Here is a 22,816-nt window from a genome sequence, read left to right on the forward strand (position 1 = left end):
AATTATACAAAAAAAGACTGTCGGCAAATCCGGTTTTTTCGGATTTGTCGACAGTCTGGAAGCATCTCTGTGAAATCAGAGATGCTTCTATAATGTGCGCCCGGCATGTACATGAACTATAGGGTGTAAGTCCCGAACCCCGAAGACAGAAGTAGAGGTTAGCCAAGAGCAAGGGTGTCCGTGGTGACGCGGAATCTGAAGGAAGCTGGAGGCAAAACACCGGTCCGAGGAACACGAACCTCATATAAGGCTAGGTATGATTGAGTGAGTTTGCATAACAAAACAAAGCTCTTTCTGTCGAAGGTCATATCGAGTAAATGAGGCGGATAGATGGTGTGAAAGTGCATGTACTTACCCGGGGAGGTCTGGCGGATATGTGAAGTACTCTTCATAACCTACTTAGTGATAAGTAGCTGAACCGTCAGAAGTCAGCAGAGGTCATAGTATTAGTTGGTCTAGAACAACTAAGAAGGACCGAACAATTAAGAGAGAATAGCCCTTGGTATTCAGTGAGTCATGATGAACACAGAAAACGTAGTACCTCACTTGAGGGAGGAAGCGGTGAATCCCGTGGGAGACCTCTTGGAGGGTGGAGTGACCACTGGCATAAAGAGAACAGCTATTCACGGAAGTTATAAAGACTTGCGTCAATTATCTTAATTGAACCGCCGTATACGGAACCGTACGTACGGTGGTGTGAGAGGACGGGAGTTAATCGCTCCCTCCTACTCGATTATATGAGAATCAATGGTAAGGTTTTCCCGACTTCAAGTTTTTGTTCAAGTTTAACAACAAATTTTTATCAATATTTAATAAATTTTTATTGCGAAACGATAAATAACGTATTAAAATTTATTCAAAAATAAATAAGTGAGGTGCTTTTTATGAAACAAAGATCAACATTGTTTTTAAAAATAGCTGTTTTTATTATCGGAACTCCAGTTCTTGCTTTATGTATATTTGGGTTGCCTATGTTAGCTAAAGAAGCAGCAGAAAATAATTCGGAGTACGCTTATGTACTATATGGCTTTTTAATCGTTATGTATGTATCGGCGATACCATTTTTCTTCGCTCTGTATCAGGCTTTTAAACTTTTAAGTTATATTGACAAGAAAAAAGCTTTCTCGGAATTATCCGTAAAGGCTTTAAAGAATATAAAATACTGTGCGGTCATAATCAGTATCTCGTATGTGCCGGGTTTGCCCTTCTTCTATATCGTTGCGAAATTAGAAGACGCCCCAGGTATCATGCTAATCGGATTGGGCATTATTTTTGCTTCAACGATTATTGCAGTCTTTGCTGCTGTTCTTCAAAGGCTTTTACAAGAAGCCATCGATATAAAATCAGAAAATGATTTAACGATCTGAGGTGAATAATATGGCAATTATCATCAATATTGATGTGATGCTGGCTAAAAGGAAAATGAGCGTCACAGAACTTTCGGAGAGGGTTGGAATCACGATGGCTAATCTTTCTATATTGAAAAATGGAAAGGCAAAAGCGATTCGATTATCAACTTTAGATGCGATTTGTAAGGCTTTAGAATGTCAGCCTGGAGATATCTTAGAATACCGAAGTGATGAAGACATCCAAGATTAATAAAGTAGGAAACATTGAAAGGAAAAGAAAGTTATCGGCGGTGAGCTAGCTACTATACTAAGCAGGACTTGCATATATTCAGAAAAAACCTTTGGAGGAACAAATCATGAGAGCACTAAAACAACTCGTTTTTTTTGGTTGGGAGCAGGCCCTATCATGTTTGTTTCCTGTCGTTATTTTTGCCTCTTTGGCTTTTACAAAAATCATGCCACTTCCCTTCCTACCACGGTATGACTGGCTGCTCATCATCTGTCTTCTGATGCAGTGGTGGATGGTGCGTTCTGGGCTTGAAACACGGGATGAACTTAAGGTTATCACATTGTTCCACCTTATTGGACTTGCTCTTGAAATTTTCAAGGTACATATGGGCTCCTGGTCTTATCCAGAGGAAGGATATTTCAAAATTTTTGGAGTGCCTTTATATAGTGGATTTATGTACGCAAGTGTAGCGAGTTATCTTTGCCAGGCGTGGAGGAGGCTTAAGGTTGAACTGGTTAAGTGGCCACCGTTTTTGGTAGTTGTACCTCTTGCAGCTGCGATTTATTTGAATTTTTTCACCCACCATTATTGGATTGACGTTCGTTGGTGGTTATCTGGACTTGTAATTATCGTCTTTTGGCAATCATGGGTCACATACGAGGTTGATGGAACTCGTTACCGTATGCCACTCACACTTTCTTTTGTGCTTATCGGATTTTTTATATGGATAGCCGAAAATATCGCAACGTTCTTTGGAGCTTGGGAATATCCAAACCAAACCGATGCATGGAGTCTCGTTCATCTAGGAAAGGTGAGTTCATGGCTCTTATTAGTGATTGTTAGCTTTCTTATAGTAGCGACGTTAAAGCAGGCTAAGGGAAAAATTCAACTAGGAGAAACTAGTAATAGTCAATTTTTATAACTGTTAAGAACCCTTTTTTAAAAAGTCGGAACCTTAGCATAGTAAGGAATTCGACTTTTTTAGGTTGAAGTTCTCCTAGCGTACAAAATTTCGAATAAGATAAATTGGAAAAAGCAACGTTGAATTGTTACTTTTTTTCTCTAAAAATAGCTTGATCATTCTGCCGGAATGCATTTATTAGGGGTTTTTGTGAAAATATTCACTTGAAACTTTAGCGTCCTAAATCAGAATGGGGTTTTGTGTGTTTGAGGTTATAAAATTAAATAACTTTATTGTAATCTTACACCATATCTATGGAAAAAGAATTTCAAAAAAACTATTTACAAAAATAAAATACAATACTATAATAATTCATGTCTTTTTGATAAGCATTTTAATAAAGCGGGTGTAGTTTAGTGGTAAAACCACAGCCTTCCAAGCTGTTGTCGTGGGTTCGATTCCCATCACCCGCTCCAAAAATAGTTCGGGCCTATAGCTCAGCTGGTTAGAGCGCACGCCTGATAAGCGTGAGGTCGATGGTTCAAGTCCATTTAGGCCCATTCTTCATATTGTATACTGATGCGTAGTAAAATGAATGGATTCGCAATCGGCAGTTGACATAAACAAGCAATGGTCTGCGAAGAGTGGGGAGAGCTGTCCGAGTGGTCGAAGGAGCACGATTGGAAATCGTGTAGACGGTCAACGCCGTCTCAAGGGTTCGAATCCCTTGCTCTCCGCCATGAAATATTTTGGCCCGTTGGTCAAGTGGTTAAGACACCGCCCTTTCACGGCGGTAACACGGGTTCGAATCCCGTACGGGTCATCCTCAATGGAGGTTTAGCTCAGCTGGGAGAGCACTTGCCTTACAAGCAAGGGGTCGGCGGTTCGATCCCGTCAACCTCCACCATCACCATGTAACTTTTTTGAAGTGTAGTGGACATCAGGATTTGGTTTTCATGCCTTTTATAAGGTCGTGCGGAAGTAGTTCAGTGGTAGAACACCACCTTGCCAAGGTGGGGGTCGCGGGTTCGAGTCCCGTCTTCCGCTCTTTTTTTATTTCAGTAAGGGAATGAAAAATTGAAACTGATCATGATCATACTTTGAGCCTTTTTTCGATATACTTGCGCCCATAGCTCAATTGGATAGAGCGTCTGACTACGGATCAGAAGGTTAGGGGTTCGACTCCTCTTGGGCGCGCCATGAAAAATTTTCAGTTTTAATAGCTCGTTCTATAACCGTTATGTGCAGAAATTTAATATTAAGTCTTTTTGGTTTTAAAAACTTTTTTCAAGGTCCCGTAGTGTAGCGGTTATCACGCCTGCCTGTCACGCAGGAGATCGCGGGTTCGATTCCCGTCGGGACCGCCATGAAATCAAAAGAGGTCGGTAAAGGAAAAAACCGATAAAGCATTTTTTCTCAGAGAAAATTTTCCCCTTGCATTTCTTTTGTGTTGGGTGTATAAATAAATAGCTGACTTAAAAGAGATGATCAAAACAACTTTTAATAAAAAAGTTGTTGACACAAATGCAAGAAGGTAATATAATATAAAACGTCGCTTTTGATAATGCGATTTTGATAGATTCAAAAGTTGGATCCTTGAAAACTGAACAAAACGAAACGTAAACCAATGTTTCGATAGAAACAAGCCAAGTCAAATTTCTTTTTGGAGAGTTTGATCCTGGCTCAGGACGAACGCTGGCGGCGTGCCTAATACATGCAAGTCGAGCGGACTTTCAAGAAGCTTGCTTTTTGAAAGTTAGCGGCGGACGGGTGAGTAACACGTGGGCAACCTGCCTGCAAGACGGGGATAACTCCGGGAAACCGGGGCTAATACCGGATAATATCTTCCTTCGCATGAAGGAAGGTTGAAAGGCGGCGCAAGCTGCCGCTTGCAGATGGGCCCGCGGCGCATTAGCTAGTTGGTGAGGTAACGGCTCACCAAGGCGACGATGCGTAGCCGACCTGAGAGGGTGATCGGCCACACTGGGACTGAGACACGGCCCAGACTCCTACGGGAGGCAGCAGTAGGGAATCTTCCGCAATGGACGAAAGTCTGACGGAGCAACGCCGCGTGAGCGAAGAAGGTCTTCGGATCGTAAAGCTCTGTTGTCAGGGAAGAACAAGTACCGTTCGAACAGGGCGGTACCTTGACGGTACCTGACCAGAAAGCCACGGCTAACTACGTGCCAGCAGCCGCGGTAATACGTAGGTGGCAAGCGTTGTCCGGAATTATTGGGCGTAAAGCGCGCGCAGGCGGTCTCTTAAGTCTGATGTGAAAGCCCACGGCTCAACCGTGGAGGGTCATTGGAAACTGGGAGACTTGAGTGCAGAAGAGGAGAGCGGAATTCCACGTGTAGCGGTGAAATGCGTAGAGATGTGGAGGAACACCAGTGGCGAAGGCGGCTCTCTGGTCTGTAACTGACGCTGAGGCGCGAAAGCGTGGGGAGCGAACAGGATTAGATACCCTGGTAGTCCACGCCGTAAACGATGAGTGCTAAGTGTTAGAGGGCTTCCACCCTTTAGTGCTGCAGCTAACGCATTAAGCACTCCGCCTGGGGAGTACGGCCGCAAGGCTGAAACTCAAAGGAATTGACGGGGGCCCGCACAAGCGGTGGAGCATGTGGTTTAATTCGAAGCAACGCGAAGAACCTTACCAGGTCTTGACATCCTTCGCTACCTCTAGAGATAGAGGGTTCCCCTTCGGGGGACGGAGTGACAGGTGGTGCATGGTTGTCGTCAGCTCGTGTCGTGAGATGTTGGGTTAAGTCCCGCAACGAGCGCAACCCTTGACCTTAGTTGCCAGCATTCAGTTGGGCACTCTAAGGTGACTGCCGGTGACAAACCGGAGGAAGGTGGGGATGACGTCAAATCATCATGCCCCTTATGACCTGGGCTACACACGTGCTACAATGGATGGTACAAAGGGTCGCGAAACCGCGAGGTGGAGCTAATCCCAAAAAACCATTCTCAGTTCGGATTGCAGGCTGCAACTCGCCTGCATGAAGCCGGAATCGCTAGTAATCGCGGATCAGCATGCCGCGGTGAATACGTTCCCGGGCCTTGTACACACCGCCCGTCACACCACGAGAGTTTGCAACACCCGAAGTCGGTGAGGTAACCCTTACGGGAGCCAGCCGCCGAAGGTGGGGCAGATGATTGGGGTGAAGTCGTAACAAGGTAGCCGTATCGGAAGGTGCGGCTGGATCACCTCCTTTCTAGGGATATTCTTAAGTACGCTTTCGTTTTGTTCAGTTTTGAAGGATTTCATCCTTCCAAGTTGTTCCTTGAAAACTAGATAGAAAAAAGAAGCAGCATAAACCGAGTATCGCCATCTAGGATAAAACCAACATGGTTAAGTTAGAAAGGGCGCACGGTGGATGCCTTGGCACTAGGAGCCGATGAAGGACGGGACTAACTCCGAAAAGCTCCGGGGAGCTGTACGTAAGCGTTGATCCGGAGATTTCCGAATGGGGAAACCCGCTGCCCGTAATGGGGCAGCATCCTTGCCTGAATCCATAGGGTAAGGAAGGCAACCCGGGGAACTGAAACATCTAAGTACCCGGAGGAAGAGAAAGCAACAGCGATTCCCTGAGTAGCGGCGAGCGAAACGGGAACAGCCCAAACCAGAAGGCTTGCCTTCTGGGGTTGTAGGACACCAATCGTGGAGTTACAAAGGAACGAGGTAGACGAAGAGGTCTGGAAAGGCCCGTCAGAGAAGGTAACAACCCTGTAGTCGAAACTTCGTTCCCTCCCTGGTGGATCCTGAGTACGGCGGGACACGAGGAATCCCGTCGGAAGCTGGGAGGACCATCTCCCAAGGCTAAATACTCCCTAGTGACCGATAGTGAACCAGTACCGTGAGGGAAAGGTGAAAAGCACCCCGGGAGGGGAGTGAAAGAGAACCTGAAACCGTGTGCCTACAAGTAGTCAGAGCCCGTTTACGGGTGATGGCGTGCCTTTTGTAGAATGAACCGGCGAGTTGCGATCTCATGCGAGGTTAAGTCGGAAAGACGGAGCCGCAGCGAAAGCGAGTCTGAACAGGGCGCATGAGTATGGGGTCGCAGACCCGAAACCAGGTGATCTACCCATGTCCAGGGTGAAGGTGAGGTAACACTTACTGGAGGCCCGAACCCACGCACGTTGAAAAGTGCGGGGATGAGGTGTGGGTAGGGGTGAAATTCCAATCGAACTTGGAGATAGCTGGTTCTCTCCGAAATAGCTTTAGGGCTAGCCTCAAGGAAAGAGTCTTGGAGGTAGAGCACTGTTTGGACTAGGGGCCCTCATCGGGTTACCGAATTCAGACAAACTCCGAATGCCAGTGACTTATCCTTGGGAGTCAGACTGCGAGTGATAAGATCCGTGGTCAAAAGGGAAACAGCCCAGACCGCCAGCTAAGGTCCCAAAGTATACGTTAAGTGGAAAAGGATGTGGAATTGCTTAGACAACCAGGATGTTGGCTTAGAAGCAGCCACCATTTAAAGAGTGCGTAATAGCTCACTGGTCGAGTGATTCTGCGCCGAAAATGTACCGGGGCTAAACGTATCACCGAAGCTGCGGGTGGACACCTTCGGGTGTCCGCGGTAGGAGAGCGTTCTAAGGGCAGAGAAGCCAGACCGGAAGGACTGGTGGAGCGCTTAGAAGTGAGAATGCCGGTATGAGTAGCGAAAGAAGGGTGAGAATCCCTTCCACCGAATGCCTAAGGTTTCCTGAGGAAGGCTCGTCCTCTCAGGGTTAGTCGGGACCTAAGCCGAGGCCGACAGGCGTAGGCGATGGACAACAGGTTGATATTCCTGTACCACCTCTTTTCCGTTTGAGCGATGGGGGGACGCAGGAGGATAGGGTAAGCGCACTGCTGGATGTGCGTCCAAGCAGTAAGAGGGGCAGCGAGGCAAATCCCGTTGCCACTAACCTCAAGCTGTGACGGCGAGGGAAATATAGTACCGAAGTTCCTGATTCCACACTGCCAAGAAAAGCCTCTAGCGAGGAAAAAGGTGCCCGTACCGCAAACCGACACAGGTAGGCGAGGAGAGAATCCTAAGGTGTGCGAGAGAACTCTCGTTAAGGAACTCGGCAAAATGACCCCGTAACTTCGGGAGAAGGGGTGCTTTTTGGGGTGCATAGCCCCGAGAAGCCGCAGTGAATAGGCCCAGGCGACTGTTTAGCAAAAACACAGGTCTCTGCGAAGCCGTAAGGCGAAGTATAGGGGCTGACGCCTGCCCGGTGCTGGAAGGTTAAGGGGAGCGCTTAAAGCTTTGCTTGAAGGTGCGAACCGAAGCCCCAGTAAACGGCGGCCGTAACTATAACGGTCCTAAGGTAGCGAAATTCCTTGTCAGGTAAGTTCTGACCCGCACGAAAGGCGTAACGATCTGGGCACTGTCTCAACGAGAGACTCGGTGAAATTATAGTACCTGTGAAGATGCAGGTTACCCGCGACAGGACGGAAAGACCCCGTGGAGCTTTACTGCAGCCTGATATTGAATTTTGGTACAGCTTGTACAGGATAGGTAGGAGCCTTGGAAACCGGAGCGCCAGCTTCGGTGGAGGCGCCGGTGGGATACTACCCTGGCTGTACTGAAATTCTAACCCGCACCCCTGATCGGGGTGGGAGACAGTGTCAGGTGGGCAGTTTGACTGGGGCGGTCGCCTCCTAAAAGGTAACGGAGGCGCCCAAAGGTTCCCTCAGAATGGTTGGAAATCATTCGCAGAGTGCAAAGGCAGAAGGGAGCTTGACTGCGAGACCTACAAGTCGAGCAGGGACGAAAGTCGGGCTTAGTGATCCGGTGGTTCCGTATGGAAGGGCCATCGCTCAACGGATAAAAGCTACCCCGGGGATAACAGGCTTATCTCCCCCAAGAGTCCACATCGACGGGGAGGTTTGGCACCTCGATGTCGGCTCATCGCATCCTGGGGCTGTAGTCGGTCCCAAGGGTTGGGCTGTTCGCCCATTAAAGCGGTACGCGAGCTGGGTTCAGAACGTCGTGAGACAGTTCGGTCCCTATCCGTCGCGGGCGCAGGAAATTTGAGAGGAGCTGTCCTTAGTACGAGAGGACCGGGATGGACGCACCGCTGGTGTACCAGTTGTCTCGCCAGAGGCATCGCTGGGTAGCTATGTGCGGAAGGGATAAGTGCTGAAAGCATCTAAGCATGAAGCCCCCCTCAAGATGAGATTTCCCATTTCTTCGGAAAGTAAGATCCCTGAAAGATGATCAGGTAGATAGGTCCGAGGTGGAAGCGTGGTGACACGTGGAGCTGACGGATACTAATCGATCGAGGACTTAACCAAAAGAAAGCGCGAAATCGGTGAAACTGCTTCTTCTATCTAGTTTTGAAGGAACAATCGTTCCGACAACTTCATACCGTCTGGTGGCGATGGCGAAGAGGTCACACCCGTTCCCATCCCGAACACGGAAGTTAAGCTCTTCAGCGCCGATGGTAGTGAGGGGATTCCCCTTGCGAGAGTAGGACGCTGCCAGGCGAATGAAAAAGTCCGGGATCCAATTAGATCTCGGACTTTTTCATTTGTTAAATTTTTATGTTGATAGCTTACAGAATAAGACTGTATGGATTGACAAAGCTTATAATCCTCTATTTTGATCCAGCCATTCTTTATTGTTCCATTCAGCAGACATCCCGTCCAAATTTGGAAAGTCTATTTTGGCATCATTTGATTGCACGAAAGCAATAAGTTTTATGTCTTCAAGTAGAAATCTCCAAGAATTGTTTTGAATGATATCCAAAATGTCATAAGCCGCTTTTGGATCTCTTTTGGAGAATATATCATAGTTTTTGAATACTAAAACTAAACCTAAACCTATTCCATCCGGAACCACATCTGATAAACAATCGTCAAAGGCATTTAAGTTTTTACCATAATCATTTGGAAAGTGGGGACAGATGCCAAATCTTTATGGTAGTTTCGAGAATTCCAATTTGAACAATCAAAAATGTAAATTTCAAATCCTTCTTGAGAGATATCTGCTATAAACTGATATAGAATTTCGTTTTTCCAAAATAGCTTTACACAGCCGTTTAAAAGAAGTTGTTTCCATAACTCCATGTTTGCGCCTCTCTTCATTTTACAATTTGACCAAATTCCCATGAATGATAAGAAACATACCATCGAAGAATCTGATCAATCCATACAGTTTTCAAGATATTTTCGATTTGTAGACCATTATACCTTTAATGTTCTATTCTTTTTTACTTCAACATTTTTCAAACTTAATTATAAAACAGCGGGTACTAAGAGGTCTTTATTTATAAAATAAATTTTAAAAAAACAGAAAATATAGTAGGAAATAAAGCAGTTTTTGTCGAAAAAAAGAAATATATGACCAATGTTTTCATCGGTTCAATTGGCGAGGTAAGTTATAGTGGAAAAAACTTATTGATTTTGGCACAAAGAAAAGTTCAAGGAGAGCTATGAAATAATGAAAAAAGCTATTTTTTTTGATTTGGATGATACTTTATTAAACGATCGTAAGAGCATACAGCGTGCGTTTGATGTGACATGTGGGGAACTGGCAGAAAAATATGGATTGGATTCTGCCGAACTGGAAGCGAATGTCCGTGATTGTGCAAGAAAATTATATTCCACTTATCCATTCTTCGAGTTTACCCAAAAAATTGGCATCAACCCATTTGAAGGATTATGGGGGAGATTTACGGATGTCCACCATTGGAAGTTTCGGGAGATGGGAATGCTTATTTCAGACTATCAATTGAAAGCGTGGAAAGAGGGCCTTCAGCTTTCCGGTGTTCCGGAAGAGGAGGCGGAAGGAGCGAAAAAAAAGTTTCAAGAAGTTCGACGTTCTACATCGTTTGTGTTTGACGATACTTATGAAGTTTTGGAGCAATTAAAAACAAGAGGTTTTCGGTTGCTGCTGTTGACGAACGGCTCGCCTTCCCTGCAGCTGGAAAAGCTGGCGATGGAGAAGCGTTTGATTCCATACTTTGAACATATTGTGATTTCCGGCAACTTTGGTTTTGGCAAACCGGATCCTCGTTTATTTCAACATGCTCTCCGCTTAATGGAGATTTCAGCAAAAGAAGCCATTATGGTGGGGGATAATGTGAGTACTGATATTTTAGGGGCCAATAACGCCGGAATCGATTCGATCTGGATTGATCACGGAGACGGCAAAAAAATGGAGGGAGCAAAACCGACCTATCGTGTAGAGCGATTGAAAGACGTTTTGGATACGACCGTTCTTCTTCCGCGATAAGATCATGATATCTGCTATGGCTGATATTTGTGCAATTCTTAATCGATCGATGTTTTTTCGTCGGAAAGCAACAATAGCATCGTTTTGTTCCGTCAGAACATGTTGACCTGATTTTATTCATAAAAACAAGATTCCCTCTAACAGTAGACGCAAAAACAAGAGTGACCTGCCTGTTATGGGTGGTTGCTAACTGAGATCTGCTTTAGAGGGTTTTTATTAAGTAGATCTATTTTGTGAAAAACGGCAAAATCGTTCTTATGTGTGAAAAGAATGACAGTGGTTTTTCTCAAATATGAGAACTGAATAGCCATTGCTTTTATAGAGTGCAAATCGAGCGTTGAGTGAACATCTTATAAATCAACGCCTCCTAGTTTCATTATTTACTGCATGACCCTTTAGGACTACTTTCTCTTAGATTTTTCCGTTTTCCATTTCACAAACGTTTTTGCTTAATAGTCTATTACTATATATAAGCAAGGCTAACCCTATACTAGTAAAATACAGACATAAATATTTAAGAAAATTATTGCTCTTTAATAACCATTCGTACAGAATGACGAGCAAGTTTTTTGTGCGAGTGATCATGATAATTTATTAAGATGGACCTAGGTAAAAAGAGATGACAATTTTCCCAAATAATAGAAGAAAAACTAGATGAACACTTGGAAATCAATATATTTCGAGTAGGTAAATGAGTATTTTTATTCATACAAAAAGAATAAAAATATTAAAGAATGACTGGACTAAAAGGAAAGAATAATATACAATATTTTCAGAATATTAATATATATCAAATAATTGTAATATTTTATTAGTATAAGAAGGAGGTCTGCGTCGTTCATTCATTTGTTAGGAAAGAAATAAAAAAATGGGGGAATTTTTATGAAGAAAAAATTTTCTAGTATTACGCTGACTTTATTATTCTCAACCGTACTCATGGCAGGGTGCGGAGCCAGCAGCACCACCGGCGGAAGCGCATCGAACGGCAAAACGATCAAGGTGGGCGCCGATCTCGAACTGTCGGGGAATGTGGCATCGTATGGGCAATCCATTGCTGAGGGATTTGCTCTCGCATTAGATGATATTAATAAAAAAGGAATTGATGGGAAGAAAATTGAATTAATCAAAGCGGATAATAAATCTGATGCGGCTGAAGCTACGAGCACCGCCATTAAGCTGGTGAGCCAAGATAAAGTAGCGGTCCTTGTAGGTTCTGCAACAAGTACCAATACGCTTGCACAAGTACAAGTGGCGCAAGATAACAAGATTCCTTTAATTACGCCGACAGCCACGAATCCGGAAGTGACTGTAAAGGGTGGAAAGCTGAATGACTATGTGTTTCGGACTTGTTTTATCGACCCATTTCAAGGGACGGTCGCAGCGAATTTTGCAGCCGATCAACTGAAAGTGAAAAAAGCGGCGATTCTCATTGACAGCTCGAGTGATTATGCAAAAGGGTTGGCAAGTGCTTTTGAAAAATCCTTTAAGAAAACGGGCGGGAAAATCGTTTCAAAAGAAGCGTATGTAGCAAAAGATACAGATTTTCATGCTACATTAACAAGAATCAAAGGCGAAAATCCACAGTTTATTTACTTGCCGGGCTACTATGAAGAAGTAGGGCTGATTGTAAAACAGGCTCGTGAAATTGGTTTAAACGTTCCGATTATGGGCGGAGACGGTTGGGATTCACCAAAACTGGTGAAAATTGCCGGGCCAAAGGCATTGAATAATACTTATATTACGAATCACTATTCTTCCGGAGATCCGGATCAAAAAATTCAGAAATTTGTGAAAAAATTTAAAGCAAAATATAATGGAGATTCTCCAGATGCCTTTAATGCGCTTGGCTATGATACGGCTTACCTGTTGGCAGATGCAATAAAAAGGGCGGGAAGCACAGATCCGGAGAAAATCAAAAAAGCACTGGAAGACACAAAGAATCTTGAATTGGTGTCAGGCACCTTGACTTTTGACAAAGATCATAATCCGATTAAATCCGCCTCTATCTTAGAATATAAGGATGGTAAGCAAGTATTTAAAACAAAAGTGAATCCATAATCTTGAAGATAGGGGGGATCTTTCCCCCTATTTTGAATTTTCAAAGGGATTAAGCCACAAGGATGGGAGGAGCATGCATAATGGAATTCGTTCAACAATTAGTAAACGGAATATCGCTCGGCAGCATCTATGCTTTACTTGCTCTCGGATATACCATGGTTTATGGAATCGTGAAATTGATTAATTTTGCACATGGTGATGTTTTTATGGTAGGAGCCTTTATCGGATTTTACTCCGTCACCGTGTTTCATTTCGGTTTTTTCCCGGCTTTGCTGTTGGCGATGGCGGTTTGCGCAGTGTTTGGCGTGCTCATTGAACGCATTGCCTATAAGCCATTGCGCAATGCTACGAGAATTGCCGCGCTGATCACAGCGATTGGAGTTTCTTTGTTTATTGAATATGGCACGATCTATTTGCACGGAGCACAGCCGGAAGCATATCCAAGCAATGTTCTTCCCGAAAAAAATATCAACATTTTCGGGGTTACGATCAATAGCCAATCGCTGTTGATCCTTTTTACCTCCATTGTATTAATGATCGTTCTTCAGTTTATCGTACATCGAACAAAGGTAGGAAAGGCCATGCGGGCCGTTTCCTATGATGCGGAAGCTGCACGATTAATGGGAATCAGCGTAGACCGCACCATATCGGCCACTTTTGCCATCGGTTCTGCTTTAGCAGGCGCTGCCGGAGTTATTTTTGGAATTTACTATACCAAAATTGATCCACTCATGGGAATTATCCCAGGACTGAAAGCTTTCGTCGCAGCCGTATTGGGGGGTATAGGGATTATTCCGGGAGCCATGGTGGGAGGTTTGCTTCTCGGTGTCATTGAATCGTTGGTCAGTGCAATGGGCTTTTCATTATGGCGCGATGGGGCGGCATTTATCGTTTTGATTCTGCTGTTAATTTTTCGACCGTCCGGCTTGTTTGGAAAAAATGTAAGAGAAAAAGTGTAGGAGGAAAAAATGATGACGATCAGACATACAAAAGGCTTTTGGCTTTCCATCATATTGGCGCTCGCAGCATTTGCAGTGGTTCAAATTCTTATTACCGGGCAAATTCTTAATTCCTTCTATTTAAACACACTATTTTTAATTGGCATCAATATCATATTGGCGGTCAGTCTTCACCTTATTATTGGTATTACAGGACAATTTTCGATTGGCCATGCCGGGTTTTTAGCGGTGGGGGCATATGCATCGGCGATTATGACGATGAAGTTTCAATTGCCTTTTTCGGCAGCCCTTTTGATAGGCGGAGTGGCAGCAGCTGTGGCAGGATTGATCATCGGGATTCCGACGCTTCGCTTAAAAGGAGACTATTTGGCCATTGCCACACTGGGATTTGGAGAGATATTGCGGATTGCATTATTGAATATTGATTATGTCGGGGGAGCAAGCGGGATGCAAGTCTCTCATTTTACCACGTGGCCATGGGTATTTGCCTGTACGCTGATTGCTATTGTGGTGATAGCCAATTTTACGAATTCCAGACATGGACGAGCATGTATTTCCGTCCGTGAAAATGAAATCGCTGCTGATGCGATGGGGATTAATACTACTTTTTATAAAGTGGTGGCATTTGTGATAGGGGCGTTTTTTGCCGGGGTGGCCGGAGGTTTATATTCCCACAACTTTTACATCATTCAGCCGACTAACTTCGGATTTTTAAAGTCTTTTGATATCTTGATTTTTGTTGTATTAGGTGGATTAGGGAGCATGTCTGGAGCGGTTATTTCAGCGATCTTGCTGACGATTATTTCCACGTTTCTTCAAGATTATCCGGAAACCCGCATGGTGATATATAGTCTTGTTTTGATTCTCATGATGTTGTTCCGCCCTCAAGGACTGATGGGGACAAAAGAACTGGCGACATTTTTCAAGAAACGTGCAGCTGAAGGGGGAACGAACCATGACAACAAACAAACCGTTGCTTAAAGTGGAGAATGTCGGAATTCGATTTGGCGGCTTAAAAGCTGTGGCCGAGGCCAATATGGAAATTTATAAAGGGGAGCTTGTCGGGCTAATCGGACCAAACGGAGCCGGCAAAACTACTTTTTTTAACCTTTTAACCGGCGTATATGTACCGACGGAAGGAAATCTTTTGTTTAACGGTGAACGGTTAAATGGAATGGCGCCTTTTAAAATTACACGAAAAGGCATCAGCCGCACTTTCCAAAACATTCGACTGTTTCAGGACCTTTCTGTTCTTGACAATGTGAAAGTGGCTTATCACTCTTCAGCGAAAAACTCTATTATCAGCTCCATTTTTCGCCTTCCTTCCCATTTTAAGAATGAAAAGGAAATAGAAGAAAAATCGCTGGACATTCTAAAGCTTTTCAAACTGGAAGGTTATGTACACGAAAAGGCAAAAAACTTGCCATACGGACAGCAGCGGCGTTTGGAAATTGCGAGAGCTCTCGCAGCGAATCCAAAGCTTTTATTGCTTGATGAGCCGGCAGCCGGAATGAATCCGCAGGAAACTCATGATTTAATGAATTTGATTGCGTTTATCCGCGATCAGTTTGAATTGACGATCTTGTTGATTGAACATGATATGAATTTAGTCATGGGTGTTTGCGAACGGATTTACGTCCTCGACCACGGACAGCTGATTGCCCAGGGAACACCGGAGGAAATTCGAAACAATCCGAAAGTCATTGAAGCCTATCTGGGCGAGGAGGTATCGTAAATGCTGAAAATAGAAGATATTCATGTTTATTATGGAAATATTCATGCTTTAAAGGGTGTGTCTTTGGATATTCATCAAGGCGAAATTGTGACGCTGATAGGAGCGAATGGCGCTGGAAAGAGTACACTGTTAAAAACGATTTCCGGATTGCTAAAGCCGAAATCAGGAAAAATAGAGTACGAGAATCAATCTATTATGGGAAAACCGGCTCAAGCAATCGTTAAGATGGGGATTTCTCACGTTCCGGAAGGACGTCGAATTTTTGCGAATATGTCTGTTCAAGAAAATTTGGAATTAGGAGCTTTTTTGAGGAAGGATAAAGATGAGATTCGCAAAGATTACGAAAAAGTTTTTCAGTTGTTTCCGCGGCTGCAGGAACGTTGGAAGCAGCAGGCGGGAACTTTATCGGGCGGAGAGCAGCAAATGCTAGCCATGGGCCGAGCATTGATGGCTCGTCCGAAACTGCTGCTGCTGGATGAACCTTCCATGGGATTAGCGCCTCTTTTAGTGAAAACCATTTTCCGAATTATTCAGGAAATCAATGAAACTGGTACAACCATTTTGCTGGTGGAGCAAAATGCCAATATGGCTCTGTCAGTAGCCGATCGAGCTTACGTGATTGAAACAGGGAAAGTCGTCCTGTCCGGAACTCCGGAAGAGCTGAACGAAAGCGATCAAATCAAACATGCTTATTTAGGAGGGCAATAATGGACAAAAGTTCTGATTAAAACACTTCCGTCTGAACAAGGCGGAAGTGTTTTAATCATTTCAATGGTTTCTGCTAATGTTATAGAAAAAATGGTGAATGTGGAGTGTTGTATTTCATGAAAGATTTGTCTCTCATTGGAAAAATAAGTATTGTATCAGGAATTTTTTTTGCTTCGTATGGCCTTTTATTATTCATAAAAGATATGAAAGAAAAGTCAACATTAATAAATTTTCTCGATTCAAGCGGATTTATTGCTCTTGGTATATCTATATTTTTATCAGCATTCTTTTACAAGAAACGAAAATAAAAGTCGAAGTGCAAAACGGATTATGGAGGGATTTATGGGACGTAAAACGAAAAGAACTTTGGAAATTTTAAATATACTAAGATGATTAGAGGGTATTATGTTCAGTTTAAGGACATATATCCTCTTTTTTCATACATAATAGATATATCGATTTTGGATGAAAATTTAAAATAATTAGTTTTTTAGGAAAGGGCATAGTCCAAAGCGGGAGGCGTAGCGAAGTCTTTAGAGAATGACAGCAGGAGATAATGTATTAGTGGTGAAGTGGGATTTCCTTTGATTCCTGTCGTTGAGTATCTGAACTATTTAAATACAACAGGGAAACGCAGTAATACAGTAAAAACTAAACCGTTATGCTTTAAAGCAATATTTTATGTATTTACGGGAGAAAAAGAAAGATTACAGGGAGATTCGTTTAAGAAAACTTGATGGAGTTTGTCCCATGGTTGAGGAATCCATATGAGAGTGCAAGGGCCAATCCCCTGCAACTTGTTAAAGCAAAAAACAGACAAGACGATTCATCTAATGAAGAAATTCAAAATGATATGGTCGGTAAGTTGATGAAACATTGTTTACGGTTAGAATAATTTTATTTATGAGGGGGATTTTTATGGAACTAATTACAAGTAAAGTAATGATCATCTCTTCATTTTTATTAGTTATCACAATGATTGAGACTTTGGCCTATTCAACGAGGATTTCAGGGGCAAGAGTAAAGTTAATCGCAACTGCAATATCTTTGTTTAGTACATTAGTGGTCGTTTCAAGATTATCTACAACCATTCAACAACCTTTAACAGCAAAACTTATTGCAGAAGCTCCAGATATAAATAGATTACATTTTATAGAGGAGCAGTATAGAATTTTAATGGGATTAACTTCAATTGGAGTTTTACTGGGGATTTTTCTTTTTCCGACATTTATCAACGTCTTCTCAAGAGCCATCGTTCAATTGTCAAATGAACGAGGTTCGATGATCACTTTATTTTTTAAGTTCTTTAATATAGAAGGTTTTAAAAAAGTTTTGAAATGTTTTAGATTGCCGAGATTTACCTACCTAAAAGGGATTACCTTAAAAACAATACCTAAACGTCTTTTTGTGATAAATATCATTATTTCTGCTATATTTACAACTGGTGTACTCTCTTCCATATATGCTTCATTGTTAGTTCCGAAATATTATGCACAGGCTGCATTAATGTCATCTGGGATTATAAATGGAATAGCGACCATTTTGTTAACTTTGTTTATTGATCCAAAAGCTTCTGTATTAGCAGATAGAGTAATGAAAAATCAAATTGATTATATTTATTTAAAAAGTTACACTTTGACAATGGTTAGTTCAAAATTTTTAGGCACAATCGTGGCTCAATTTTTGTTTATTCCCGCTGCCTACTATGTCGCTTGGTTTGCCAAGTGGATTTAATGAAGAGGTTATTCCACTAAGAGGGCGTTCATTTAAAAAAAGGACATTACATTTTAGCCATATAAAATATGTAATGTCCTTTTATTTATCTTTTTAAAATTTGTTCTTGATAAAAAACTTAATGTCCTTATTTATTGGCCTGATAAAGGTCTAAGATAGGAGTAGAAAAGAACCACGATCTAACGTGATGATGTAAAAGCCCGAAGGAGGCGTATGGCCCCCATTCGGGCTTTTCTTTTAATCTTCTTTTGCAGCTTCAATGTAGATGGCTACTTTAACGTCATCGCCGACAAGAACACCGCCGGTTTCGAGCGGAGCATTCCAAGTCAGGTTGTAGTCGCTGCGTTTAATCACGCCATTAGCGGAAAATCCTGCTTTTTCTTTACCGCTCATAGGATCTTTCGCCAAGCCTTCAAACACTACTGTAAATGTTTCTGGGCGAGTGACGCCATGAAAATTGACATCTCCCGTTACTTCATACTCTCCATCGCCTTTTTTGTGAATGTTTGTAGTGCGAAATGTCAATGTTGGGTATTTTTCGATGTCAAAGAAATCAGCGGACTTTAAATGTTGATCACGGTCACTGTTGCGAGTGTCAATGCTGGCTAAATCGATTTCTACTTGAATCTTTGCCGTTGTTAAATCGGTTGGATCCGCTTCAATGGAAGCATTGAAGTTTTTAAATGCGCCCCTTACTCTCGATATCATCATATGTCTGACAGAAAAATCAATGTTACTATGGGCCGGGTCCACGATCCATCTGGAAATGGTCATTTTGATTCCTCCAATTCACCAATATTATTACTAAAAGTAAGTTAGTGTTAATAAATAATATAATGCGATAATTAAAGTATAAGAGTGATAGTAACAATTGTCAATTTAAACAGTTTTTTCATACAAGCGCTCGTAAGATAGATGTTAAAGGAGAATGAAACAGTATCGGGAGAAGGGTTTAGGAAAAAGATCAACACATTGGATGAATGAAAGTACGTTTTAGATAAGTTAAATTCTAAAGCAATTAGGCTTTAGGAGGAGTGGGAAAACAAAAAAATAGACTTATTCATTAACTTTTTTTAAACAATTTTTGATGTCTTTTGAATATGTTGTATGGAGAGGAGATGAAAAAGCATGAAAATAAGGAGCATCAAGAGAGAAGCGCGGCAGGCGCTAAAAAACCATTGGGGATTTGCAGTGCTTTTGAGCATCGTCGTCTTTTTGGTTTATTCAGTTGTCCCTTATTTAGTAGAAGTCATTTTAAGCGGCGGTTTTACACGATGGGCGTCTGAAGAGCAAAACTGGCCTGCCATTGTGTCTCAAATCCTCACATTGTTGTTAACACCGGTTACGGTTGGATACAGTTGGGTATTTTTACGATTGGTGAGAAAAGAACCTGTTCAAATAAAGAACACGTTCGAGCTGTTCTCCGGCAAGTTGTACTGGAAATCGCTCGGCTTGACCATTCTCATAACCATTTACACGTTTTTATGGTCTTTATTATTAGTCATTCCCGGTATTATTAAGAGCTTCGCTTATTCTCAAGCTTACTTTATTTTGAAAGATCATCCGGACTATTCATTAAATCAAATCATTACAGAGAGCAGAAAAATGATGAACGGATACAAATGGAGATACTTTCTGCTGCAATTAAGTTTTATTGGCTGGTTCATCCTCAGTTTGATTACTTTAGGTATCGGGTTTCTTTGGTTAGTTCCTTACGTCTACAGCTCATTAGCCCGTTTTTATGAAGAAATCTCTCAAAAAAGGGAAGAAGTTCCCCAACCATAATCGAAGGATTACATGCTGCCGCTCATTTACAAATGGGTGGTTTTTTTCGTAAGAGAAAAAGCGTTGTTCACACTTTTTTCACAGCGATTGCTTCCCGTATTTTTTGAAGCGTGCCTGCGGCTTTTTCTTTTCTCTCCTTCATGACGTTGACAAATAAAGCGTCAATGATGGACAATTGGGCAATGCGCGAAGCGAGAGCTTCTGAACGATATTCGGTTTCTTGTGAAACGGTATGCAAGGATAGATCGGCCTTTTGAGTGAGCGGCGATTTCGAAAAACTGGTAATGGCAATGGTTTTACAGCCGGTTTTTTTAGCAACATCCACAATTTCAAGCAAATCTTTATTCATTCCGGAATGAGAGATAAAGACCGCGACATCTTGTTTGGACAGCAAGGAGGCGGACATGATTTGAAAGTGGGCATCCATAAATGCCTCTGTAGGGATGCCTGTTCTCATAAATTTGTGCTGAGCATCCAAAGCCACGATGGCTGAGCCGCCTGTGCCGTAAAATGAAATTTTTTTTGCCTGCAGGAGATACTCAACCGCTTCCCCAAAGTGTTGAAGGTTTAAAATGTTCAGAGTATCTTGCAATGTTCGGATATTGGATTGGAACACTTTTTCAGCGACTTGATCGCTTGTATCATCTTCTAATATGTTTTCATGTATATCTTGAATGGGGGTCACAATTTCAGATGCCAAGGCGATTTTCATTGCTTGAAACCCTTTAAAACCTATACGTTTGCAAAAACGGAAAATCGTAGCTTCGGCCACTTGGAGGTCGTCAGCTACTTGGTTGATAGTGCTGTGGATAACTTCTTGCGGTTTTTCCAAAAAGTAATCGGCAATCGTTTGTTCCTTAGGACTAAAGCTGGAATAAGCAGATCGAATGGTTTGCAAGCAAGATCGGGTGGCCATAAGTCACTCTCTCCTTTTTCGTGTTTTTAAAACAGACAAGCAATCCAAAGCAGGGATGATCATAGTGCAGCGGCTGAATCTGCAGGTTCTTTGGCTTTGTTAACCATAATCTTGTGAACGCTTCCATTAAACGGTTTTGATTTCTTGTGTTTTGCACTTCCCGAAGGTCTTATCTCCATATGATGATAAGCTCCGTTGCCTGCCTTACGTGAATAACCTATATAGTTGGAAAAATTTTTGACGATTGCTCTTTGATCCTATTTCGTCCCGGATACGTATCGGGTTGTCGAACGAAAGTTTCTTATTTTAGTGTACATGAAAAAAGCTGTGAATAAAATATATTTTCATTGCCATCTTTGAATTAAAAAATTTTTATTATAAAATAAGGATAAAAAGAAAATTTTTTTCTATTAAGATAGGAGAATGAATATGAAAATTGGATTAATCGGTTTAGGAAAAATGGGGCTGAATTTAGGCCAAAACTTAATCGACCATCGCCACGAAGTGGTAGCGTATGACGTCAATCCCAAGGCGGTGGAAGAAATCCAAAAATATGGCGCTCAAGGAACTTCCAGCTTACAAGAACTGGTGGACTCGTTGGAAAAGCCAAGAATTGTCTGGATCATGGTGCCGCATGGTGTGGTGGATTCCGTCCTCAGCGACCTGAAGCCGCTTTTGGAAAAAGACGATATTGTGATCGAAGCGGGGAATTCCCACTATAAAGAATCGATTCGCCGCTACAACGAGTTCAAAGAAGCAGGCATCCGCTTCATGGATGCCGGTACTTCCGGAGGCATGGAAGGAGCTCGCCATGGGGCTTGTTATATGGTAGGGGGAGATCCCGAAGCTTGGAACATCGTGGAACCGATTTTCCGGGATACCGCTGTGGAAAACGGCTATTTATATGCCGGTAAACCGGGCAGCGGCCACTTCTTGAAAATGGTCCACAACGGCATTGAATACGGGATGATGGCCGCTATTGGAGAAGGATTTGAAGTATTGGAGAAAAGCGACTTTGATTTTGACTACGAAAAAGTCGCGAGAGTATGGAACAATGGGTCCGTCATTCGTTCCTGGCTGATGGAATTAACCGAACGCGCCTTCTCGAAAGATGCGAAATTAGACGGCATCAAAGGCGTGATGCACTCTTCCGGTGAAGGAAAATGGACGGTGGAAACGGCTCTGGATTTACAAACGGCCACACCGGTCATCGCCCTGTCCTTATTGATGAGGTATCGTTCGCTCGAAAACGATACCTTTACTGGAAAAGTAGTTGCTGCTTTACGAAATGAATTTGGCGGGCATGCAGTAGAAAGATCTTAAACTATTCGTTGTCAGGACCGTTAACTACACCTAAAAGCGCGGATCATGAGTGATTCGTTGAGAAAGGATGTAGTTGCGGTCTTTTTTAATGGATGATTTTTTCCATCGATTGACGGTCCACCGATATTGATAAAGGGATTAAAAAAGAAAGCCATTAAAGCATTAGGTAGAGAGGGCGGGGGAGCGTTCCATAGGGTTTTGATGGCTAGCCTTTTATCAATGTATAGCAGGCTGAGCAAGTTTTGTTTTATGTAAACTTTGTTATTTTTCAGTTTACATAAAAAGTATTGTTTACTATAATGCTAGTATCATACATCATGAGGAGGATGAAGATGAAAACAAGAGATATGGTGCTAGCGGCGATGTTTACAGCTGTGGTGGCGGCGCTAGGGTTGATACCGCCAATCCCAAGTCCGTTTTCGCCAGTTCCGATCACAGCTCAAACATTTGGAGTGATGCTGGCTGGGGCGGTCCTTGGTCCCAGATTGGGAGGTTTGAGTTTATTATTATTTGATCTGTTAGTAGCAATGGGCGTTCCGGTATTATCAGGTGGAAGAGGAGGTATGTCCGTACTCCTTGGCCCGAGCGGAGGATATATTATGTCTTATCCGATTGCGGCGTTTTTGATCGGTTATTTGGCGGACCGCTATCGAAATAATCTAAATGTGTGGAAGTTGCTTCTTTTTAATATTTTAGGTGGGATGATTTTCGTTTACTTATGCGGAGTAACGTATTTATCCGTTGTTACCGGTACGCCATGGCTGGCGGCGATGACAGCAGCTCTGATTTACTTGCCGGGAGATTTGACGAAAGCGATCGTGTCGGCCATAGTAGCCATTGAATTGAGAAAGCGTTTATCCTTCAAAAGGTTTGCGGATGAAGGATGAGCCGGTC

General features: G+C 42.8%; 17 protein-coding genes, 8 tRNA genes and 3 rRNA genes. 24 read left to right on the plus strand and 4 right to left on the minus strand.

Features of this window, described 5'->3' with window-relative positions; genetic code table 11:
- The first annotated feature begins 884 nt into the window (after window positions 1–884).
- From NST12_RS01525 to rrf, 14 genes are all read left to right on the plus strand, one after another.
- Window positions 885–1,367 (plus strand): DUF2975 domain-containing protein, encoded by a 483-nt coding sequence (locus NST12_RS01525; RefSeq protein ID WP_048622490.1) that lies wholly within the window; start codon window positions 885–887, stop codon window positions 1,365–1,367.
- A gap of 10 nt (window positions 1,368–1,377) precedes the next feature.
- Complete coding sequence (locus NST12_RS01530; protein ID WP_003354823.1) at window positions 1,378–1,599, plus strand: helix-turn-helix domain-containing protein; 222 nt, start codon at window positions 1,378–1,380, stop codon at window positions 1,597–1,599.
- Between the two features lie 106 nt (window positions 1,600–1,705).
- On the plus strand, window positions 1,706–2,500 hold the full coding sequence (locus NST12_RS01535) for a DUF817 domain-containing protein (RefSeq protein WP_341100087.1): 795 nt from the start codon (window positions 1,706–1,708) through the stop codon (window positions 2,498–2,500).
- A 381-nt stretch (window positions 2,501–2,881) separates the two neighbouring features.
- Window positions 2,882–2,955: transfer RNA gene (locus tag NST12_RS01540), tRNA-Gly, on the plus strand.
- Between the two features lie 10 nt (window positions 2,956–2,965).
- Window positions 2,966–3,039, plus strand: a tRNA-Ile gene (locus NST12_RS01545).
- Window positions 3,040–3,127: 88 nt separating this feature from the next.
- A tRNA-Ser gene (locus tag NST12_RS01550) sits at window positions 3,128–3,219 on the plus strand.
- 11 nt (window positions 3,220–3,230) lie between these two features.
- Window positions 3,231–3,302 (plus strand) — tRNA-Glu (locus NST12_RS01555).
- A gap of 8 nt (window positions 3,303–3,310) precedes the next feature.
- Window positions 3,311–3,386 (plus strand) — tRNA-Val (locus NST12_RS01560).
- A gap of 68 nt (window positions 3,387–3,454) precedes the next feature.
- Window positions 3,455–3,526 (plus strand) — tRNA-Gly (locus NST12_RS01565).
- 76 nt (window positions 3,527–3,602) lie between these two features.
- Window positions 3,603–3,679, plus strand: a tRNA-Arg gene (locus tag NST12_RS01570).
- Window positions 3,680–3,770: 91 nt separating this feature from the next.
- Window positions 3,771–3,846: transfer RNA gene (locus NST12_RS01575), tRNA-Asp, on the plus strand.
- A 293-nt stretch (window positions 3,847–4,139) separates the two neighbouring features.
- Window positions 4,140–5,694, plus strand: a 16S ribosomal RNA gene (locus NST12_RS01580).
- 135 nt (window positions 5,695–5,829) lie between these two features.
- A 23S ribosomal RNA gene (locus NST12_RS01585) occupies window positions 5,830–8,762 on the plus strand.
- 76 nt (window positions 8,763–8,838) lie between these two features.
- Window positions 8,839–8,954: ribosomal RNA gene (rrf, locus tag NST12_RS01590) — 5S ribosomal RNA — on the plus strand.
- The 16S, 23S and 5S rRNA genes sit together here with 8 tRNA genes alongside, the layout of an rRNA operon.
- 100 nt (window positions 8,955–9,054) lie before the next feature.
- Here rrf and NST12_RS01595 read toward each other — a convergent pair.
- A complete protein-coding gene (locus tag NST12_RS01595) occupies window positions 9,055–9,309 on the minus strand; it encodes a hypothetical protein (RefSeq protein WP_341027861.1) in 255 nt (84 codons plus the stop codon).
- Between the two features lie 26 nt (window positions 9,310–9,335).
- Window positions 9,336–9,536: a hypothetical protein gene (locus tag NST12_RS01600; RefSeq protein WP_341027862.1), complete on the minus strand. Its 201-nt coding sequence runs from the start codon at window positions 9,534–9,536 to the stop codon at window positions 9,336–9,338.
- 373 nt (window positions 9,537–9,909) lie between these two features.
- Here NST12_RS01600 and NST12_RS01605 point away from each other — a divergent pair, with 373 nt between their 5' ends.
- From NST12_RS01605 to NST12_RS01635, 7 genes are all read left to right on the plus strand, one after another.
- Window positions 9,910–10,704 (plus strand): HAD family hydrolase, encoded by a 795-nt coding sequence (locus NST12_RS01605; protein ID WP_341027865.1) that lies wholly within the window; start codon window positions 9,910–9,912, stop codon window positions 10,702–10,704.
- An 882-nt stretch (window positions 10,705–11,586) separates the two neighbouring features.
- Window positions 11,587–12,762 (plus strand): ABC transporter substrate-binding protein, encoded by a 1,176-nt coding sequence (locus NST12_RS01610; RefSeq protein WP_341027869.1) that lies wholly within the window; start codon window positions 11,587–11,589, stop codon window positions 12,760–12,762.
- An 80-nt stretch (window positions 12,763–12,842) separates the two neighbouring features.
- A complete protein-coding gene (locus NST12_RS01615; protein ID WP_003353169.1) occupies window positions 12,843–13,721 on the plus strand; it encodes a branched-chain amino acid ABC transporter permease in 879 nt (292 codons plus the stop codon).
- Between the two features lie 9 nt (window positions 13,722–13,730).
- The gene (locus NST12_RS01620) at window positions 13,731–14,702 is read left to right on the plus strand and encodes a branched-chain amino acid ABC transporter permease (protein ID WP_341027870.1); all 972 of its coding nucleotides are present in this window, start codon (window positions 13,731–13,733) and stop codon (window positions 14,700–14,702) included.
- The gene (locus NST12_RS01625) at window positions 14,677–15,456 is read left to right on the plus strand and encodes an ABC transporter ATP-binding protein (RefSeq protein ID WP_048622497.1); all 780 of its coding nucleotides are present in this window, start codon (window positions 14,677–14,679) and stop codon (window positions 15,454–15,456) included. Before NST12_RS01620 ends, NST12_RS01625 begins: the two co-directional genes overlap by 26 nt.
- Window positions 15,457–16,164: an ABC transporter ATP-binding protein gene (locus NST12_RS01630; RefSeq protein WP_003353163.1), complete on the plus strand. Its 708-nt coding sequence runs from the start codon at window positions 15,457–15,459 to the stop codon at window positions 16,162–16,164. It abuts the gene before it with no gap.
- A 918-nt stretch (window positions 16,165–17,082) separates the two neighbouring features.
- Window positions 17,083–17,898: a lipid II flippase Amj family protein gene (locus tag NST12_RS01635; RefSeq protein WP_082142221.1), complete on the plus strand. Its 816-nt coding sequence runs from the start codon at window positions 17,083–17,085 to the stop codon at window positions 17,896–17,898.
- 237 nt (window positions 17,899–18,135) lie between these two features.
- Here the strand turns inward: NST12_RS01635 and NST12_RS01640 are convergent, their stop codons facing one another.
- Window positions 18,136–18,672, minus strand: coding sequence for a YceI family protein (locus NST12_RS01640; protein WP_003353157.1), 537 nt, complete (start codon window positions 18,670–18,672; stop codon window positions 18,136–18,138).
- Between the two features lie 354 nt (window positions 18,673–19,026).
- Between NST12_RS01640 and NST12_RS01645 the strand changes: the two genes are divergently transcribed.
- Entirely contained in the window at window positions 19,027–19,683 is a 657-nt protein-coding gene (locus tag NST12_RS01645; RefSeq protein ID WP_341027876.1) for a DUF975 family protein, read from the plus strand.
- A gap of 67 nt (window positions 19,684–19,750) precedes the next feature.
- Here NST12_RS01645 and NST12_RS01650 read toward each other — a convergent pair whose 3' ends face one another.
- Window positions 19,751–20,599, minus strand: coding sequence for a MurR/RpiR family transcriptional regulator (locus NST12_RS01650; RefSeq protein ID WP_003353155.1), 849 nt, complete (start codon window positions 20,597–20,599; stop codon window positions 19,751–19,753).
- A 429-nt stretch (window positions 20,600–21,028) separates the two neighbouring features.
- Between NST12_RS01650 and gnd the strand changes: the two genes are divergently transcribed.
- Window positions 21,029–21,922 (plus strand): phosphogluconate dehydrogenase (NAD(+)-dependent, decarboxylating), encoded by an 894-nt coding sequence (gnd, locus tag NST12_RS01655; RefSeq protein WP_003353154.1) that lies wholly within the window; start codon window positions 21,029–21,031, stop codon window positions 21,920–21,922.
- Between the two features lie 332 nt (window positions 21,923–22,254).
- A complete protein-coding gene (locus tag NST12_RS01660) occupies window positions 22,255–22,809 on the plus strand; it encodes a biotin transporter BioY (RefSeq protein ID WP_048622503.1) in 555 nt (184 codons plus the stop codon).
- The last annotated feature ends 7 nt before the right edge of the window (window positions 22,810–22,816 follow it).

The sequence above is a fragment of the Bacillus sp. FSL W8-1127 genome (assembly GCF_038006725.1).
In the GTDB taxonomy this organism is placed as follows: domain Bacteria; phylum Bacillota; class Bacilli; order Bacillales; family DSM-4216; genus Bacillus_O; species Bacillus_O smithii.